Consider the following 19,644-nt stretch of genomic DNA (forward strand, 5'->3'; position numbering starts at 1 on the left):
TTATATATTTTTAGGTTTAGTAGGCAGAAATAACAATTAAAAATAAATTAAAATTGAAAGAGATGATACAAATTATGTTTAAAAATGAGGAAGAGCTGCAAAAAGCTTTTGAAGCAGCAAAGGCGACCTTAGCAATTGAGGGATTGACTGTTACAAAGGAAATGGAGAAAGTCATAAAGGATAAGTTACGGAGAAAGATTACTATGGAGGAATTAATCCGTTTAGCAGATGATATTGCCAGACGCAAATAAATAATCTTTTACTTTAAAATCTGTAACCTTGATACCCGCTTTTCACAAAATTAATAATAAAACCATTTTGGAAAGAGATTCAACAAAATGGTTTTTTAACTCTTAAATGAGTCTTACACTTTATAATAACTCTCTTGGAATTCGTACGGTGAGATTTTCGTATTTTAGAAAAAGTAATAGTGGAAGTTATACCACTTAAGACAAGTTTTATTAAATTACGTATGTAACAACAATGCCAATCTTTTTTCAAAAGGAAGGTTGGCATAACCCTCCATCCCCTCACACCTTACTTTCTCTTAACAACAAACAAAACACCACCCAATCCGCAGTAGCGCTTACAACAATTCCTATACATTTAATCAAAACTATTGATTCTCATATCATTTATTTCTTTGCTTCCATACCCCATTCTCTCTACGAAAAGTATTCTTTCCATTCATGAAGTCAGCTGTATTACCAGGAATGCTATATTTCTTAGCCTTTTTCTTAGCCTTCTTCTTCAGCCTCTTCTCTTCTTGAACAGCTTGCAGATCAGCCCTCCATTATTTCAACAAATCCTTTTCACGTCGCATCGAATTTGTGCCTCTCAGACTAAAATATGAATCCAATAATTAGGTGCTTTCTATTTATTATACTCTTTTTAACCAAATGTTCATTTTGTTCACATACACGTTTAATGTGTATTTTCTATATAACAAAGAAATAATCACCTGCTATGGACGTTTTCCTTATCTAGACCTAGACCTGTGCAACTATATAAATCAACTAGGGTCTATGTGGAACCTGAATTCCCATTCTTTAAATTTCCCTGGATACAACTCGTGTAGCATCTTATATGGACTATTTTTCCAACACCTATCTAATGAGGTTCTTGCCCCTTGATTAATTATCCATCTTCTACAAATGAACATCATATTTTTATAAATAAAATATTTTTAAAATATCCCTAACACAAGGAATATAGATACTTATTTTACTTTCAAAGGCTGAAACATAAACATAACTGCATAACTACTGAAAATAAACATAAAATAGACGTTCTACTCCAAATGGATAGAACGTCTTTTCACTTTACTTCATACATATATCAATTTTTCACTTATTCATTTTGCATTACAATTAAGAAATCCATAAATTCATCTTCATTTACAGGTTTACTGTAGTAATAGCCCTGAATTAGATAACATACATTACGTTGTAACACTGTTAATTGTTCCTTCGTTTCTACCCCTTCTGCTATCACTTTCATGTTTAAAGTATGAGCAAGTGAAATAATGGTTTGTATAATTTCATCTCCATCAGTAGAAGTTCCAATCCTATTAACAAATTCTCTTGGAATTTTCAAAGTATCAATTGGATAAAGAGGCAGATACGCTAGTGAAGAATAACCTGTACCAAAATCGTCAATTGATAAATGTACACCAAATGATTTTAATGCTTTTAACTTTGATAAAGTTTCTCTTTCATCTACCATTGCAATTCGCTCTGTTAATTCCAAATCAATCGAATTAGCAGGTACTCCTATCTCTTCTATAGTAGATATCATTGTTTGAACAAAATCTTTCTGTTCAAACTCTATAGCTGATAAATTTATCCCCATCTTTAGATTTGAAAAACCCGCAGAATGCCATTCTTTCAGTTGTCGACACGCTTTCTGTAACGTCCACTTTCCAATTGAAATAATCTGCGCCGTTTCTTCTGCGATAGGTATAAACTCAAAAGGAGAAATCAGCCCAAGCTCTGGATGTTGCCAACGTATTAAAGCCTCTGCACCAATAACCTTACCTGCCTTACTATCAATTTGTGGTTGATACAATAAAAACAACTCATTATTTTCAATTGCATTTGGTAAATCCTGTTCTAATCGTAATCGACGAGTTACTTTTTGAGATAATGTCTCGTCATACATACAAACAGCATTGTTACCTTTTTCCTTTGCGCTATACATAGCGATATCAGCGTGTTGTAAAAGTGTAGTAGTATTTATTCCTCCAAATGGATACACCGCTATTCCTATACTAAGAGATAAGTAAAAACTATGCTGATTTACTACAAATGGTTCTTCAGTTATACGAAATAGAGTTTTACACAAATCCAATAGCTGTTGCTCTGTTTGGTTATGGACAATGATCGCAAACTCATCACCACCTATTCTTGCTAGAGGAATAGTCGGTGACAGACATGTCCTAAAACGTTTGGCAACTTCTTTTAAAACCTTGTCACCAATCGAATGACCCAATGTATCATTAATAGTCTTAAAGCGATTTAAATCAATATACAGGAGCCCAAACTTATCCTGCGTTTTTTGTGCACGCTTAATAGATCTATCTAATTCTTGTTGGAAGAATATACGATTTCCAATCTCCGTCACCGTATCATGGAATGCAAGGTAATTTATCTCTTCCTGTTGTTGTTTCATCCTTGTTATATCTTTTACCATTACATAGCTCCCAAAGGTTTGTCCTTCTATCATAATAGGAACTATAGTGACATACCAAAAGAGTATATCCTTCTCATTGTTATTTTTCACACGTAACTGTAGTGAAGATGAACTACATCGTTTCCCTTTCTTTATAGCTGCTTCCAATTCAGATTTATCTTCATCTAAAAAAATAGAGAAGCACTCTTTCCCTATTAATGCAGCACTTTCTTTTCCTAATAACATACTTCCAGCCTGGTTTATATTTAATACGATACCGTTTGAATCAATCGTTAAAATAGGATCCGGATGATACTCATATAATGACTTAAATCTCTCTTGATTTTTTACTAAATCATTAGATTTATTTATTAAATCCCTTGTTCTTTGAGATACTGTTTGTTCTAATTGATTATTAAACACTTTTAATGTTTTAGTTAACTCTTTGTTTTGCATTCGTACGATTGTATGACGAATCAGTACAAATACAAAAGCAATACAATTTCCCGTAATTAATGTAGCTGAAGAAGTTTGCTCTTTCAAAGTAAAACCAATTAAGACTGCAACTGCAAGATAAGGGAATATACCAAGAAGTTTCTCTCCAAATGTCGGATTAATAATAAAATAATTTCTTTTAGAAGAAGTATTCTTTGGGATTGTAGCAGCAATAGCGATAAATAATAGGAAAACTCTATACAAACACCTTAAAAATATAACTGAACGCTCTGACAAATCATCCTGTAAGTAGAAATACAAGTAGTCCGTAATAGCCAATCCAGTTAATACTAGGATAAAAATAAACAATTTACTTTTTGCATTGAAAATAGCAGGTCGAAAGATTAGTGTAACTCCAAGTAATAGAAGTAATAAATCTATAATTGGAAAAATAAATGAGAGAAAAACATCTCCAATTGATAAGAATAAGATATTTGCAGATGGTTTATTAAATAGGTACCACTCTAATGTAAAAATAGCAGTAACAACAATACATAAATCACAAAGTAAATATGCTTTCTCCCATTTGTTACATTCCATCATGATTTTATAAAAGAACGCAAAGAGAAAGAAAAATAAGAAAAACAGTAGAAATACATCAGAAATATTAAAATTTTGTATTGGTAATTCTACATTAAGTACTTGAAAAGCGGATATGAAATTCCCTATCAAAAAACACCCTATTGCAATAGTAATGCAAACCCAGAATACTCCTAACTTAATTTTTTGGGATAATATAGAATACAGTAATGAGATAAATACAGTAGTTTCAACGACTAAAGATGATAGTCGGATATTAAAATCTGATACGAAATAATGATTCGGAAAAACAAATAAAAATATAAAGCAAAAGCTTATATAAGTTATTAAAGCCAATATCAATACATAAAATTGCACATATACATGTTTACGCAATGGATTCACCTTCTTGATTTTTCTATACTTTTATTAAAAAATGACTTGATGGTGGCACAAGTCCTACTAATTAAAATGTGTGCTACCTATTATCCATATTATGACCTTTTTAAAAGATTTCTTTCTACATACAACAATCTTATTAACTTTTTGTAGATGTTTACAATTATCAATACTGAGGATTCTAAAAAGGATAAGCTGAAAAATGTAATTTTTTAAGTATTTGAGCATCGTAAATTTGGCGGGTACAACTTATCTACTCTTTACATATGAGATAGAATCTACTCCTCTATTGGATTATAGTTGCTATCTGTCACACTTAAAAAGGAATGAAAATATACTATCATTAAAATAGAAATTCAAATTAGTTTACGAAACCAACCGTAACTATTATAGTTACACAAAAAGTTGATGTCAATTTCATATCCTCCCTTTTTAACGGACAAAAGACATGACCTATTGAACAAAAATGTGATGTTTATAAAAAGGGCGGTAAAGTTTTATCTCCTTACTCAAAGAATTATAAATGATTTAGAATTAGATGAAATTGAAGCCAATATTGCATCTCCCTAAAAAGAATGTTACTCTAAAAATGGAATTATGAAAGGAATGATGGATGAATAATGATTAACTAATTTATATTTTAAGTTGAATTTTATAACTTCAAACTACAAAATATAGGGTTAGTCTATCCATTTTTAAAATTCAGTTCATACTTTATTTGTCATGATTCAAATGATTAATAAGTACTTATTAAGTATAGACGAAAGACTAATCCTTCCGATTACAAATTGGGGGATTTTTTTATTCCCGTTTGTCTTAGTTGAAACTTACTAATTGTTAAATGTACTTCACAAATAAAGGAGCGAGAAAAATGAGTACTTCAGATACTATTGTTACACATGTAATGCTCTATATAAGTCGTTAATATCCATCAAACTTATATAGAGGAATTAAAAAATGGATGGATGTTCCGACTTTATATGAAACGTTTCGATATATAAAGGAGGAATTATTATGTCAATGATAAAGGTCCAAGACTTAACTTTTTCATACCCAGGTAGCTTTGATAATATTTTTGAAAGTGTAAACTTCCAAATAGATACGGATTGGAAGCTAGGATTTATTGGTAGAAACGGACGAGGTAAAACGACATTCTTTAATTTATTGTTAGGGAATTATGAGTATAGCGGGAAAATCCTTGCTTCAGTAGAATTCAATTACTTCCCCTACTCTGTTTCAGATAAGAACAAATTCACTCATGAAATCCTTGAAGAAATTTGTCCCCAAGCCGCAGATTGGGAACTTCTACGTGAGATATCCTATTTAAATGTTGATGCTGAGGTCATGTACAGACCATTTAAAACATTATCAAATGGGGAACAAACAAAAGTGTTGCTTGCTGCACTGTTTTTAAATGCGGGTCAATTTCTATTAATTGATGAACCAACAAATCACTTAGATACAGATGCACGAAAGATAGTCTCCGATTATCTAAGGAAGAAAAAAGGATTTATTTTAATTTCACATGACAGAATCTTTTTAGATGGGTGCGTTGACCATATCCTATCTATTAATAGAGCAAATATTGAAGTTCAAAGTGGTAACTATTCTTCTTGGAAGTTAAATTTTGATAGACAGCAAGAACACGAGAAGGCTACAAATGAGCGTCTACAAAAAGACATAGGGCGATTAAAACAGTCTTCCAAACGTTCAGCAAGTTGGTCTAATGACGTGGAAGCTTCAAAAAATGGAACGAGGAATTCAGGCTCTAAGTTGGATAAGGGGTTTGTAGGACATAAAGCAGCCAAGATGATGAAAAGAGCAAAAAACCTTGAATCAAGGCAACAAAAAGCTATTGAGGAAAAATCAAAATTACTAAAAAATGTGGAAAAAACTGAGTCATTAAAATTGGAACAATTGCAATTTAAATCAAATGAATTGGTTACTTTAGTTGACGTGTCCGTTAAGTACAATAATCAAATTGTGAATGAGCCGATTAGCTTCATAGTTGAACAAGGTGACCGAATTGTACTTGATGGAACGAATGGGAGCGGAAAAAGTAGTATCCTAAAACTAATTCTAGGACATCCGATACAGCATACAGGCTTAGTTACTTTAGGTACAGGACTCATCATTTCCTATGTCCAACAAGATACTTCTCATTTGAAGGGATCGCTATCAGGCTTTATTGAAGAGCACAAGATTGATGAAACCTTATTTAAGTCCATCCTAAGTAAGATGGACTTTGACCGAATTCAATTTGAAAAAGATATATCTCATTATTCTGGTGGACAAAAGAAAAAACTGCTTATCGCTAAAAGTTTATGTGAAAAAGCTCATATATATATATGGGACGAACCACTAAATTTTATAGATATCTATTCCCGCATGCAGATTGAAGAACTTATTCAACAATTTAATCCCACAATGGTTATTGTTGAGCATGATAAAATATTTCAACAAACAGTTGCAACGAAAACTATATCTATATAGCTCAAAACGAATACTTGAAAATATAATCATTAACTTGAGTCCTTGAATTATAAAAACTTTAATGAATTGATAAAAAAAGCCTAATTTCTCTACAATACATTGAGAAATTAGGCTTTAAATAGTAATAATAGAATTCATAAACACTGAATAATTTACACATTAGGTTTATCTGTTAATGCAGTAACAATCCTGTCCACTAAGTTTTCTGGCATCCATTCATGATTTGTATCATTCGTTTCATTTGGTCCTAAAAAATCAATAAACTTTTTAAACTTTGGAAATAAAACAATAGAAGTGATCCAATGTATTGTATGATTTATGGAGAAGAAATGAAAAACTCCTTGCTTTTCACCCTCCTGTAATATTTCTTTTAACTGTTCAAAATTACCTATAAAATATGGTTGCTATTTTAAATGCCATTCACGCTTAAATATAGGAGTCTTCTTGGCTAAAATGATAAAAATAAGCACATCCTGTTAAAAAACAGATGTGCTTATTTTTTAATTTCTATGCATTTTTACGTTTCAAGAAAATAACTCCACCAACAATTAACAGTAATGCGCCTGCAACCATAGAGATCCAACTTGTAAGATTAGTACCTGTTTGCGGTAACCATCCAATTTTAGATTGAATTTCTTGCTTAGGTTGTGGTTGTTCTTTTACTTGCTCGTTAGGCTGCTCTGGTGTTGGAGTATTTTTATCTGAATTTTGCTGTTCTGGTTTAGGTTGTTCCGGCTTTACCTCTTTAAATTTCACTGTTTGTCCCTTATCTTCAATTTCAGCGTGAATAGCTACTAATATATTATCTTGATACAGTTCTTCAAATACTACTACTTCTTTACCTTGTAATGCAGAAGCATTGAAAGTGAAGTCTAATGTGATAGAACCATTCTTCTCTTTAGCAGTAAACTTAGATTCTACTGTTACTTCTTTACCATCAACTAATAATGGCTTGTTTGTTGCTTTATCCACTAGTTTACCTTTTACTACGTACTCTTTACCCACGATTAAGTCTTTGTATTCCACTTTATCTTGGATTGTTACAGATTTAGAAGCATCTAACTCTTTAGAACCATCAGCTTTGTTTGTTGCTGTCGTTTTTACTGATGGCTTAACGAACTTAACTGTTTGACCTTTATCATTGATATCAGCATGTGTCGTAACAACTTTTCCGTCTTTCAATAACTCTTCGAATACTACTACTTCTTTTTCTTCTAAACCAGTTGCATCAAAAGTGAAATCTAGTGTAATAGAACCATTTGCTTCTTTTGGTGTAAACTTCGTTTCAGCAGTTACTTCTTTACCATTTACAACTAATGGTTTATTAGTCTCTTTATTCATTAATTTACCTTTTAAAGTATACTCTTTGCCTACTTGTAGGTCTTTGTATTCCACTTTATCTTGGATTGTTACAGACTTAGACGTGTGCATTTCTTTTGTACCATCTGTTTTATCAGTAGCTTTTGTTTCTATTGAAGGAATCTTTTCATCTTTGACAATGTGTTTAATGATTTGACCATTCTCTTTAATTTCAAAAGAGAACGTTTCTTCATTTAATACATAACCTTTTGGTGCAACAGTTTCTTTATATGTGTATTTTCCAAATGGTAACTTTTCAAATTTAGCGATTCCTTTATCGTCTGTTTTTCCTTTTACTACTTCTTTTCCTGCTTCGTTATAAATCGTAAATTCTGCATTTGGAAGCTTGTTATTTCCATCAGCTACATCTACCTTTGTAATTTCTAGATCACCTTTGATAAGATGATTAACTGCCAATAGCTCAATAATCTTTCCATGTTCCTTTATTTCGAACATAATCGGTTCTTTAACAAGAACGTAACCATTTGGAGAAGCCTTTTCTACAAATGAATATTTACCATACGCTAAATCTTTGACGTTAATCTCACCATTTTTATCTGTCTTATATTCCCCAACTACTTTTCCACTTGCATCTTTTAGCTCGAATGCTGCACCTTCTAATTTTTTACTAATATCTTCATTATCTACTTTTAGTAATTTTACACTACCTTTCACTTCGGTATTTTCCACTGTAAAAGTAAGTGTTTTATTGTGCTCTTTAATTTCAAAAGGATACTTTGTTTTATTTCCAATATATCCATTAGGTGTTTTTGTCTCTAAGAAATAATATTTACCATACGTAAGACCTTCAACGTTTGCAATTCCATTTTCTTTTGTTACTACTTTTTTCACTTCTTTTCCATCTTCAGTGAAGACTGTGAATTCAACATTTGGTAAAATCTTTCCTGAATCACTAAGCTTTTTAATTTCGATGCTACCTTTTACTTTGTTATTTACTATTTGGACAGCTCCTGTTTCTCCTGTCTTAACTTCAATAGTTTGTGGTTTATCATCTGAAACATAGCCTGTTGGTGCTTTAATTTCTTTTAATGTGTAAGTACCAATTGGTAAGTTGTTTAATTCTGCCATACCATCAGCACCAGTCGTGATTTTTCCGACTGATTCATTATTTACATTAAAAAAGACCTCAAATACTGCACCAGCTAAAACTTCTCCATTTTCTCCAACCTTTTTAATTTTTAAAGAACCAGCTGCTTCCCAATTTACTGCAAGATCACTACTAAGCTTTTCTTCATTTCTCTCTAATAGTACTGTAGCATTCTGAACAGTATCCGTACCACGGTAAGCAATTGCTTGAACTTTAGTTAAATTAGCAGCAACACTTAAATTAAATTCACCCGTTTTTGTATTCTTAGGAATTTGGATACGAAATTTTTCTCCAACTGAAAGCTGATCTTTCACTTCTCCATTTTCACTTACAATTCTAACTCCATTAGGTGCATTTTTCGCTACTACCTTATAAGAACCACTCTTAGCATTTGTTTGTACTGAATATAGATTTGTTTCGAAGAATTCACCCTTTAATTCTGCTTTTTGCTTTTCAGCAGGAATCACATTCATAAAAACATCTTGAGTCTCTTCACTATTATTAGCATTACTAATAATAGCCTTAGCTGCTTTTTCAACATTTTTATTCTCATGTTTTAATTCATTTACATCGAGTTGACCTAATGCATTCCAAACCGCAAGTTGCGTTGCATAATGCGCTTCATTTTTATTAGCTACTCCCAGCTGTTCAGCACTTTTTTGCGGGAAACCATTTAATAAGACTCTATATACTACATTATCTGTTTTCCCCATTTCAGGAAGATCTTCACCATTTGGTGATTTTAATCCAAGGGTTAAGCAATAAGCAATTTGACCACTTGAATTTTTAATCATTTCAGTGCGAATGTACTTACCTAGACTATTACTATAACTCCAGTCCATTGAATATTTCTCATGCGTCATAACCTCTGCACTAGCCCTAGGTAAAAATACATTAAGGAATAATGCCAGTACTGATAATAATGTAAAAACTCTTATAATGACTTTCTTACCCAATTTTGTAACCTCCCTAGAATAAATTAATCCGAGTATATATCGCAATATCTAAAACATTCACGATCGACCCATTTATCATTATAAAACAATAAATTACAAATATTAAATAATTTTAATAAAATAGTCAAAAAATTTACACATTTTATTATTTATCAAGTTTTTTAACGAATTTACTATATACAAATTCTAAAACACGCCTACAATTTAAAAGACAAATATGTATGTTAAATATATAAATAGCAATTCCTTTACTCCAGTTATTAAGCTTTCCCCTATTAAAAATATCTTCTTCATTTTCTTGTTAACCTGAGTAACTTATACACCTCTTCTAATCTATTACACTCCTCCATTTAAATATAAAGGTGACTTCTCGTTCAAAGAATAAAGTGAAACTTTAATCCTCCCGATTCCCATCTAACTTCCTTGCTTTCATTGAATTTTTGGGCGGGAGTCTTACTGCCCCAAAATAGCGGAATATATTATGCAATATTGCATTTGATAATCATTTTCACTGTAACTATAATGATTACAGGGTTACTATTAATCCAATATTCTACATGGAGGTTTTATTATGTTTAAAAAAATTATTGTATCTTCTATGGCGCTTACTATGTTCGGTGGAGCTGCAACTATGCTAGAGGCACCTACTGCTCAAGCAGCTTCTTATAACTCAACGTCATCCTCTTACTTTGATGTCACTCCTGAAGAGGCCGTGGCTTTCTATCAATCTCAAGACTATAAAAAATTAAAAGTATTTTTGGATGACTTTGAAGCAAGAAACCCTTATACTCCAGGTGGAGGCTACGCTCAAGGGAGTGTACGTATGCAAAAATTCAACGATGCTCTTAGAGATGCAAAATTAACAAATGTCTACCAAGAATTTATTAGAATCTCATACTACAATCATTATCCAGAACCAAAATAATAACAACGGATTAAATGTTTATTATTTCTATAACTTAGCCTAATTTTAAATGTATAACCTAAAAATAATTACTAAAACCACTCATATAAGGGTGGTTTTTCTATCTCCCCATATAATTTAGCGGAATGTTACATCATCTTTATTTTAATATGTTTTATAGTAGACATTCTCTAGTTGACACAATCTAGTAGGTTAGCAATGGGAATATCAAAATATATTTATAATTATTTTCTGTTTAATAGCAAAAAACGAACACCCTCTCACAATTAGATAAGGTGCTCGTTTTCATTTTTATCGGTAATTCTCAATTCACTTTAGCTTCTTTCCAATAAGTAAAGATTAAATTAACTTAAAAACAAAGCGTTTTAAATTTAATTCATAGATCTTACTGAAACTTGGAATTGCCCCTTAGAACCATCATCATTTGAAACGTAAATTTTATATGTTCCATTCGGCAATGGAGATAAAGCATTCCGTACATTTGTAACATTAATTTGTTGTTCTCCAGGTTTTATATAACCACCAACAATTAGCTCTGTATTTGGACCTTTTACACTATATCCCATTGTATTTTGACCATTATTTTTCATAGAAAAGCTTAAGTCAGTACTCCCATCATATACGAAAGAAGTTACAGCCTCGCCACTATAATCCATTGTTTGGGTTAATAATAAGTCTGCAGAAACATGTTCAACTACATGAATTGGATCATTCGTTTTGTGTACTTCTTCAGCATAAGTATTATTCCCTAACACACCAAGTGTTAATGCTGAAACTACTCCACAACTAAGCACTAGTTTATTTAACTTCATTTTAAGTTCCCCCTTGATGTTTGTATTCTATTACCATCATACATCCTTTTTTAAGTGCGTTTTTATGTAATAATTCATATCTATAAACCTATATATTTTAACTTTCTGCCTTAATAGTTATTGAGAAAGCCACATAGATAAAGCTACAATATTACACTTCATAAAAAACTTATAAATTTTAAAATCTTTTTCTAACAAAGTTTTATACGAGGAAGTACCAAAATACTCAAATAAATAGCATTTCTATTTCAGATAAAATGTACTAATAAAATTTTTCTAAAATTTCACTTTGTAATTTGATATATTCCATGTTAATATAACGAAGGCTACAAAACAGGAGTCACCACACATATCACTTTCACAGAATATTCATACTTAAAGAACCTTATTTTATCAGTAACTCAATCCCAATTTTACCTATACAAAAGTTAGTTTATAAATTCATATGCACATGAATTTAAATAGATTTTTTATCTATTATTTTTTCTATTTTCCTTATCGATTTTAATACGAGTAATATAACAGCACTTTTCAAGTACCCTTCCTTTTTAGATAAAAAGTCTACTAATACTAAACATCTTTGTCCAACTCATACATAATTCTACTTACAAACTATCGGAGATGCAAAACTATGGGAATTTCTACTCTTTTATTAAATACCTTTATTATAATAATTTGTATCCTTAGCTATCACGTACTCTGGCTAGAGTTTAAAGAAAAAATAACATGTAATAATATGTTATTTTCTATCCTTTCCTCCATTGCTATTATTTTTTGTATGACTTTTCCTTTTCATTTACATGTGGGATTTATTTATGATTTACGTTTTATTCCTATTATATTAGTTTTTCTATATGGAAATACAAAAAACATTGTTTTTATAGGAATTTTATATCTTTCTTACCGGTTTTACTTAGGAGGAAATGGCGTTCTTCCATCATTTATTATCTTCACTATTATTTTGGGTATAACAATGCTCTTTCGTTACTTATTACCTATGTATTTTAAAGAAAAAAAGATATTATTAAGCTTACTTCTTATTTTAGTATGTACAGCTTCACTTTCTATTTGCGGTATTGTAACTCAAATAAATACAGGAGGTAAAATAGACTCTACTCTCATAGAATTTTTATTAAATTATATAGTCATTAATATTTTCACAGTATTATTATCAGTTTATTTTATAGAGGAAATGATTGAGAAATATAAAATGAAAGAAAAACTGCAACGGGCTGAAAAATTTTATATAGCTAGCGAACTAGCAGCGTCAATTGCACACGAAATCCACAACCCACTAACCACGGTACATGGATTCACTCAATTATTAAATGAAAAACATGCCTCTAAGCTATCTCAGGAGCAATACTTAGAAATCATGTTAATTGAAATGCAGCAAATACAATCTACTATTAATAACTATTTATCTTTAACCAAACCACAGAACACCCTAAAAGAGAAAATAGATATTAATCACATTTTAAATCAGGTGAAAGATACTATTTCACCACTCGCTCTGTCATACAAAGTTGAAATCAAACAAAATAGTACAGATTCCTTTTATATAAATGGGGACCCCGAAAAATTCAAACTCTGTCTAAACAACATCATCCAAAACGGAATTGAGGCTATGAAAAATGGTGGATTATTACAAATAAATATACAAAAAGTAAAAGAAAATATCATAATTGATATTATTGATTCAGGAATTGGGATGTCATCTCAACAAATAAAACGAATTGCTTTGCCATTCTATTCAACAACAGAAAAAGGAACTGGGCTTGGTACTATGATTGCTTATAGTATTATTAGAGAATTAAACGGAGATATAGAGATAGAGAGTGAATTAGGTAAAGGGACACGTTTTTCTATTAGTATCCCTTGCTAACGTGATAACAATTTTCTATTTAGTTAATTACATAAAAGGATCAGATCTTATCTATTGTTACAGATATACTCTGATCCTTTAGTTTAATTCAATTAAAAACACTTAATATTTATAACTTTTCTTACATCGTGATGAAATACTAGTTCATCGATTTTATCTCATTTACTGATTAGATTTGTTTAATGTAAATATAATATCTCGCGATACTTAATTTGTTATTATCATTAGGGACATTTCCTGCAGTTGTTTTTTCATTAAAGTACAGACCTTATGCCATTCATTGAAAAAGACAACTCCCTTTTTACTACTTCACTTCCACCGTATAATTCCCTGTTCCACCACCATACTGATACACATGTAAATAATACTTCCCTGGATACGTGTAGTAACTACCTACTAGTTTATTCCCTTGTTGCTGAGCATACGTAACATAATTATTTAAATCTGCTTCAGAATAAAGTACCCAGTTCATTCCGATATTATTTTCATTCGTTACGTTAATTTGAAGGTTTTTAGCATTCTCCACATTAATTTCAAAGAAGTCACTTGTATCGCCATTTCCTAAACTAGCACGTAAAACTTGATTTAACTGCAGTTTGTTTGCTGTTTGGAATGAGTTATTCGGTTCTTTTTCTACACTGTTATCTTCTTTCTTTTGAACAGTTACAGTCGCTGTAGCAGTATTAGTTGCTCCTTTATCGTCTGTTACTGTTAATTTAGCCGTATACGCTCCTTCTTTTGTATATACGTGAGTTGGATTTTGCTCATTACTTACTGCTCCATCACCAAACTCCCATTTATATGAAATAATTTTCCCATCTTCATCTTTTGATCCGTTGCTTGTAAATGAAATTGCTTCATTTACATTTCCACTATACGGACCGTTTATAACCGCAACTGGTGCTTTATTCTCTGCCCCTTCTTCCGTATCAATACCATGGAACACAACATCATATTCAAATTGTCCTGATGCATTCACGCGATAATTTACGAAGTATGCTGTTACTGTTTTATAGCCTGTCCATTCCTTTACACTTAAACGTTTTAACGTATCATTAACGTTTTGTGTAATTGTTTTCCAATCTTCATATTCTCCTTTTGCTGCAGTTCCTGTATATGTTCCTTGTAGTGTGAATGTATTAAAGAACTGTGATTTATTTTTCTTCACTGATACATTTTTCAATTTTGCTTCCGCTGTTATTTCTGCTGCAATATCTGAAACTGGCTTCGATGCATGATTCGCTAAATAATCGTCTGATACTAATGGCACATTATACTTCTCACGATTATCAACTAGCATTTGCATATAGTCTTGATATTCTTTATTTAAATTCGCATCTTTACTTAATGTAGAGCGATATGCATCATATGCTGTTACATCATTTTTCCTAATAAGATCATGTATTTTATCGAACATATCATATCTCTTATTGTACATATACGATTGTAAAGCAAAGGAATAATTATAGAAATCCCACGTTCCATACTTTGCATTTAACGTTCGCTCTGCCGTATAACGCTCTGCTGGATTTGAAGATAATCCTCCTATAATACTCTTTCTCGGTACAACATTATCCGTTCTCGTTGCCCCTGCAAAAAATTCAGCATTCCCTTCTTCAAACCAAGATAATCTTTCATTTTCATATATTTTCCCTTGTCCCCATAACCCTGGTACTTCATATCTACCTTGTAAATAATGCGTGAACTCGTGTCTGAATAATTCTTCTAAACTATAAATACTTTCTTCTGGCGTACGCTCATAAGTAAAGAACGTACCTGTTCCTTCTATATAAAGACCACCGTTATTCGTTTCATAACCGTACAATTGACGATTAAATTGATATTCTGCTGGGCTATTATAAATAACCATCGTTAGTACATCATCAGGATTTCCTTTTTCTAAAGGTTGATCACTTTCAACCGTACGATGGAATTGTGCCTTCACTTCTTTTGCCGCCCAATATAAACGTTTTACTTTTTCTTCTGTCACTTTATCTCCAGCTTTTAAAACAATTGCCCCATCATCAAACGTATACGTTTTTGGCAAATATTTTTTCTTTCCATCTTCTCTTATTTGATCTAAATTCACCACTTTACCATTTGCATCTTTTCCGCCATAATTCGTTGCGATTTGCTCAGCAGCTACGAAATATTGCTCCCCTAAATACGGATAAATTTTCATCGCATCTGTTACAACTTGTAACCCTTTCGTTCCTGTACTATGGAATGTACCGAGTCTACCTGTATAATAAATGCCATTATTAATAAGCCAACCGTTTTTTGCTGTAATCGTTCCCATTAATGCAAAACGACTTAGTTCATTAATATAACTATCTATTTTCTAATACCATACTGTATCTTTCGGTGCTTTCCTCGTATCGTACAAATACGATTGAATGTCGTAATCAACACCTTGCATAATATCGTAAATAGCATTTCCAGCTGAAAGATTATCTACTAATGTAGAAAAATTATCATTATATTGTTTAAAAATCTTTGCAGCTGATGTTATCGTTTCCACATCACTCGAAGCGTTTCCTATTAACTTTCCGTATGATGATACCACTCTATTTTGCTCTAATGTACCCAGCTTGAAATTTGAATTGTTAGCTATCGCTTTTAATGCAGGTAAGCATTTATCATGATAACTCCGTTCATTTAATTTACTAAGTTCCGAATTATAAAATCCTAAATAAAATCCTGAACGCAATACCTCCACTAATGTCTCAATCCCTTTTGAATCATCCTTCGTATAGGCTTGTCCTTGCTGCTTCAATTTATCAATAATCGCCTGCATCCTACTATCATTTTGATAGAATGCTAGACTGTCTGTATTAAACTGAAATAGCCCCGTAATTTGCTCCCAATCAATTGTTACAAGTAAATCTACTAACTGCTGATTGCTTAATTGATTTAATTCAGCAATTGTATAAGTTTTCGCTACAGCTAATTGCTTACTTTCTTTTTTCACCTCAGGTGGTCTTTGTGATAAATCGGCAAATTGTAGCCTTTTCTCAAAAGACTTGCTTTCGAGCACTTTCGATGAATGAGCTAATTCTTGTACTGGTAGTTGTACACCGACTGGCTCCATTTTGAGCACATTTCGATAAGAAACTTGCTCTCCCTTAGTATCTTCTGCCAAACTGCCCCCTTGAAAACTCCCTAACATTAAACTAGCAAAACTTACCCCTACTAACATTTTCTTTGAATAGCTTTTCATGCTCTCCCCTACCTTACATTTTTAGTGTCCCGCTCCATTATTTTACTATTTTTACTTTTTGTCCTGTATTGAGAAAAAATAAGGTAACGTTCACACATATATTCATTTCATGTAAAATTAACGCTTGACTTTCCGTGCATTTTAGATCAAAAAAAGATAGATAATAGCAAAATTTCTGCTACATCTATCCTCGTTTTCAACACTATGACTTTAACTTTATAAACGTAACTTCCGGTAATGTTTGCATATGCTGAATAAACTCATTCTTTTCTTCTGACGATATATTTTTCAGCTGCATTCCTACCTTATAAACAGTTTCTGTACCTTGCTGTGAAGCTTCCACCTCATATGAGAGTATTGGGATGCCTTTCACTTGTAGTGTTTCTAATATTTGTTGTATCGCTTCATGTTTATTTACAAACATTTGCACTGTTATATTTTGTGGAAATAGAAATTGCACCTTAAAAATACGACTTACAATTTCTAAACCAATTAAAACGAGAATCGTCGCTCCAATGCCTACTACATACATTCCCGCTCCAATTGCTAATCCTATACCGGCAGTAGCCCATAAACCAGCCGCGGTCGTTAATCCTTTCACCGCCTGCTTTTGAATAATAATTGTGCCTGCACCTAAAAAACCAACTCCACTAACGACTTGTGCTGCAATCCGACTTGGGTCTAGAGACGTATGCTCTTCATACACAATATCTGAAAAGGCATATTTCGAAACAACCATTATTAACGCACTTCCTACCGCTACGAGGAAATGAGTCTTTAATCCAGCTTCTTTCGATCGAATTTCTCTTTCAATACCAATCATTGCTCCTAACAAGCCAGCAACACCGATTCGTATAATAAAATCAAAATCTACACTCACGGGCACTTCCCCCTTTCATTCATTATAGATAGAGAAAACAAAAATTATCACAAACATCCATTTATCACCATGAAAGAATACCACTAAAATACACTTAATACTCCGACTGTTTTATGTTAATATTTTAAATATTAACATAAAATAAATAACTCCTGATTTTAAACCCTCACTAATTTTCTAAAAAACCAAAGGTGGATTGCATGAAATTAGGTTGAGAAATTTTAGAAAACGCTTTCATTTTGTTTCATAATTTTTTATAAAAAATACATAAATAAAGGAGCTTACTAACAATGAACGTCTCGTTACTTACACCTACTACTGATTTACAAGAAGAATACTTAGATTTCTATAACGAATGGAAAGATAGCGGTGAAACAATGATCCCGTGGGTTATCTCAAAAAATCCTGCCAACTTTCCAGCTATGGTTCAAGAACTTCTCGATGCGCATAACGGAATAAATATCCCTGAAACTTGGGTACCAGACTCTACATATTGGCTTGTTACAGATGAAAATAAAATTGTGGGAGCTGTTAATATACGTCATAGTTTAACCGAACATTTATTTAACGCTGGCGGTCATATTGGTTATGGCATTCGCCCTTCTGAAAGAAGAAAAGGTTATGCTACGAAGTTACTAGCATTATCATTAGAAAAAACGAAGGAATTAGACATCACGAAAGTACTTGTCGTTTGCGACGCAGTGAATACCGCTTCTGAAAAAACGATTTTACATAACGGCGGGCTTCGTGATGATGATTTCACTGAGGAAGATGGGAATGTAGTAAGAAGATATTGGATTGAGCTATGAATGATCACAAATAAGCGAGAAAGTGATTATACACTTTCTCGCTTATTTTACACTGCTTCTATTTCAAACTGCACTGTAATACCACTTGGATCTACCACCACAAACCCATTTGTAGTTTCATTTATTTCATGTTGTTTTTCTATTAATCTTTCTTTCACTTCATCTAACGCTTCTTTATACGGTAGTACAATCGTATACACCTTTAGCCCAGTTGCATGTACTGGTGGGTGTGGATTGTTTACTCCGTTCCACGTATTTGCACCAATATGGTGATGATATCCCCCTGCTGAAATAAATAAGCAATCCTCTTCACGCTGTTGTACTTCAAAACCTACTGTTTCCACATAAAATTCATGTGATTTCTCTACATCAGCTATTCGTAAATGTACGTGCCCAACGACAGTATTAGCAGGCAAACCATCAAACTCATAATCAACGAATGTTGCCAATTCTTTTAAATCAAGTGGTGTACTTCCTCCTGGCCCTTCTCCCCATCGATCGCGCGGACGGTCTGCATAAATTTCAATACCATTCCCCTCTAAATCTTGCAAATAAAAAGCTTCGCTATATGTATGATCACTTGCACTATTAAACCTTGAAATTGGTAAAATTTCATTTGAATATGTATAACGCCCTTCTTGCTCAGCCGGGCTGTCAATTACATTCTTATTACGAAGAACCCCAAATAGCGCAGAAGCAAAAGCTTCACGAGTCGGAACTAAAAAGGCTACATGATATATACCAGTCGTACGCGGTTCTTGCAGTACCCCGTCCTCTAACTTTTCAAGAACAAGTAACGCATTCTTTCCACCTTTTCCAGATAAATATGCTTTATTCCCCTCTCGCTTAATTACCTCTAATCCTACAACATTCTCATAAAAAGCAATTTGACGCTCTAAATCTTTCACTTTAAATTCAACATGACCAATACGTGTTTTCGGATGAATTTTTACCATGAATAACTTCATCTCCTTATCCCTATATTTTCCCATTACATATAACCGTTACTATGAAGGATACAACTAAAATCATCCTATGTAAATAAGAAAAGTCAGAATTCACATACATTTTTATTTTCATAATAAAAAGCCATCTTTTCTAACTTTTAGAAAAG

10 protein-coding genes and 2 pseudogenes are annotated in these 19,644 nt (G+C 32.2%); 5 read left to right on the plus strand and 7 right to left on the minus strand.

The window, feature by feature from the left end; all coding sequences use genetic code 11:
• Positions 1-74: 74 nt before the first annotated feature.
• Positions 75-251, plus strand: coding sequence for a hypothetical protein (locus C3Y97_RS17855; RefSeq protein WP_000475744.1), 177 nt, complete (start codon positions 75-77; stop codon positions 249-251).
• Positions 252-1,350: 1,099 nt separating this feature from the next.
• On the opposite strand, the gene C3Y97_RS17865 is transcribed toward C3Y97_RS17855, so the two are convergent.
• On the minus strand, positions 1,351-4,080 hold the full coding sequence (locus C3Y97_RS17865) for a sensor domain-containing protein (protein WP_136363590.1): 2,730 nt from the start codon (positions 4,078-4,080) through the stop codon (positions 1,351-1,353).
• 1,017 nt (positions 4,081-5,097) lie between these two features.
• Between C3Y97_RS17865 and C3Y97_RS17870 the strand changes: the two genes are divergently transcribed.
• The gene (locus C3Y97_RS17870; protein ID WP_071741007.1) at positions 5,098-6,576 is read left to right on the plus strand and encodes an Lsa family ABC-F type ribosomal protection protein; all 1,479 of its coding nucleotides are present in this window, start codon (positions 5,098-5,100) and stop codon (positions 6,574-6,576) included.
• A gap of 152 nt (positions 6,577-6,728) precedes the next feature.
• Here the strand turns inward: C3Y97_RS17870 and C3Y97_RS17875 are convergent.
• Together C3Y97_RS17875 and C3Y97_RS17880 are read right to left on the minus strand one after the other, a co-directional pair.
• Positions 6,729-6,980, minus strand: a pseudogene (locus tag C3Y97_RS17875) (TetR/AcrR family transcriptional regulator); the annotation flags it as partial.
• A 103-nt stretch (positions 6,981-7,083) separates the two neighbouring features.
• Positions 7,084-9,999 (minus strand): VaFE repeat-containing surface-anchored protein, encoded by a 2,916-nt coding sequence (locus C3Y97_RS17880; RefSeq protein WP_136363591.1) that lies wholly within the window; start codon positions 9,997-9,999, stop codon positions 7,084-7,086.
• 571 nt (positions 10,000-10,570) lie between these two features.
• On the opposite strand from C3Y97_RS17880, the gene C3Y97_RS17885 reads away from it, so the two are divergent.
• Positions 10,571-10,924, plus strand: coding sequence for a hypothetical protein (locus C3Y97_RS17885; RefSeq protein WP_000473483.1), 354 nt, complete (start codon positions 10,571-10,573; stop codon positions 10,922-10,924).
• Positions 10,925-11,295: 371 nt separating this feature from the next.
• Here C3Y97_RS17885 and C3Y97_RS17890 read toward each other — a convergent pair whose 3' ends face one another.
• On the minus strand, positions 11,296-11,736 hold the full coding sequence (locus C3Y97_RS17890) for a hypothetical protein (protein WP_000773522.1): 441 nt from the start codon (positions 11,734-11,736) through the stop codon (positions 11,296-11,298).
• 631 nt (positions 11,737-12,367) lie between these two features.
• On the opposite strand from C3Y97_RS17890, the gene C3Y97_RS17895 reads away from it, so the two are divergent.
• Positions 12,368-13,621: a sensor histidine kinase gene (locus tag C3Y97_RS17895; protein ID WP_000513034.1), complete on the plus strand. Its 1,254-nt coding sequence runs from the start codon at positions 12,368-12,370 to the stop codon at positions 13,619-13,621.
• A 304-nt stretch (positions 13,622-13,925) separates the two neighbouring features.
• Here the strand turns inward: C3Y97_RS17895 and colA are convergent.
• Positions 13,926-16,841, minus strand: a pseudogene (gene colA / locus C3Y97_RS17900) (collagenase ColA).
• 202 nt (positions 16,842-17,043) lie between these two features.
• Entirely contained in the window at positions 17,044-17,721 is a 678-nt protein-coding gene (locus tag C3Y97_RS17905; RefSeq protein ID WP_000109728.1) for an MgtC/SapB family protein, read from the minus strand.
• Between the two features lie 290 nt (positions 17,722-18,011).
• Here C3Y97_RS17905 and C3Y97_RS17910 point away from each other — a divergent pair, with 290 nt between their 5' ends.
• On the plus strand, positions 18,012-18,530 hold the full coding sequence (locus C3Y97_RS17910) for a GNAT family N-acetyltransferase (RefSeq protein ID WP_001103118.1): 519 nt from the start codon (positions 18,012-18,014) through the stop codon (positions 18,528-18,530).
• Positions 18,531-18,577: 47 nt separating this feature from the next.
• Here the strand turns inward: C3Y97_RS17910 and C3Y97_RS17915 are convergent, their stop codons facing one another.
• Positions 18,578-19,522, minus strand: coding sequence for a VOC family protein (locus tag C3Y97_RS17915; protein ID WP_127064062.1), 945 nt, complete (start codon positions 19,520-19,522; stop codon positions 18,578-18,580).
• Positions 19,523-19,644 lie beyond the last annotated feature (122 nt).

The organism is Bacillus sp. DU-106, assembly GCF_004799705.1.
GTDB classification, from domain to species: Bacteria; Bacillota; Bacilli; order Bacillales; family Bacillaceae_G; genus Bacillus_A; species Bacillus_A cereus.

What these genes read in the sequence shown, in the direction of transcription:
- C3Y97_RS17870 (WP_071741007.1), top strand. Translation starts at nt 5,098, where the DNA reads ATGTCAATGATAAAGGTCCAAGACTTAACTTTTTCATACCCAGGTAGC.
- C3Y97_RS17855 (WP_000475744.1), top strand. Translation starts at nt 75, where the DNA reads ATGTTTAAAAATGAGGAAGAGCTGCAAAAAGCTTTTGAAGCAGCAAAG.
- C3Y97_RS17915 (WP_127064062.1), bottom strand. Translation starts at nt 19,522, where the DNA reads ATGGGAAAATATAGGGATAAGGAGATGAAGTTATTCATGGTAAAAATT.
- C3Y97_RS17885 (WP_000473483.1), top strand. Translation starts at nt 10,571, where the DNA reads ATGTTTAAAAAAATTATTGTATCTTCTATGGCGCTTACTATGTTCGGT.
- C3Y97_RS17895 (WP_000513034.1), top strand. Translation starts at nt 12,368, where the DNA reads ATGGGAATTTCTACTCTTTTATTAAATACCTTTATTATAATAATTTGT.
- C3Y97_RS17890 (WP_000773522.1), bottom strand. Translation starts at nt 11,736, where the DNA reads ATGAAGTTAAATAAACTAGTGCTTAGTTGTGGAGTAGTTTCAGCATTA.
- C3Y97_RS17910 (WP_001103118.1), top strand. Translation starts at nt 18,012, where the DNA reads ATGAACGTCTCGTTACTTACACCTACTACTGATTTACAAGAAGAATAC.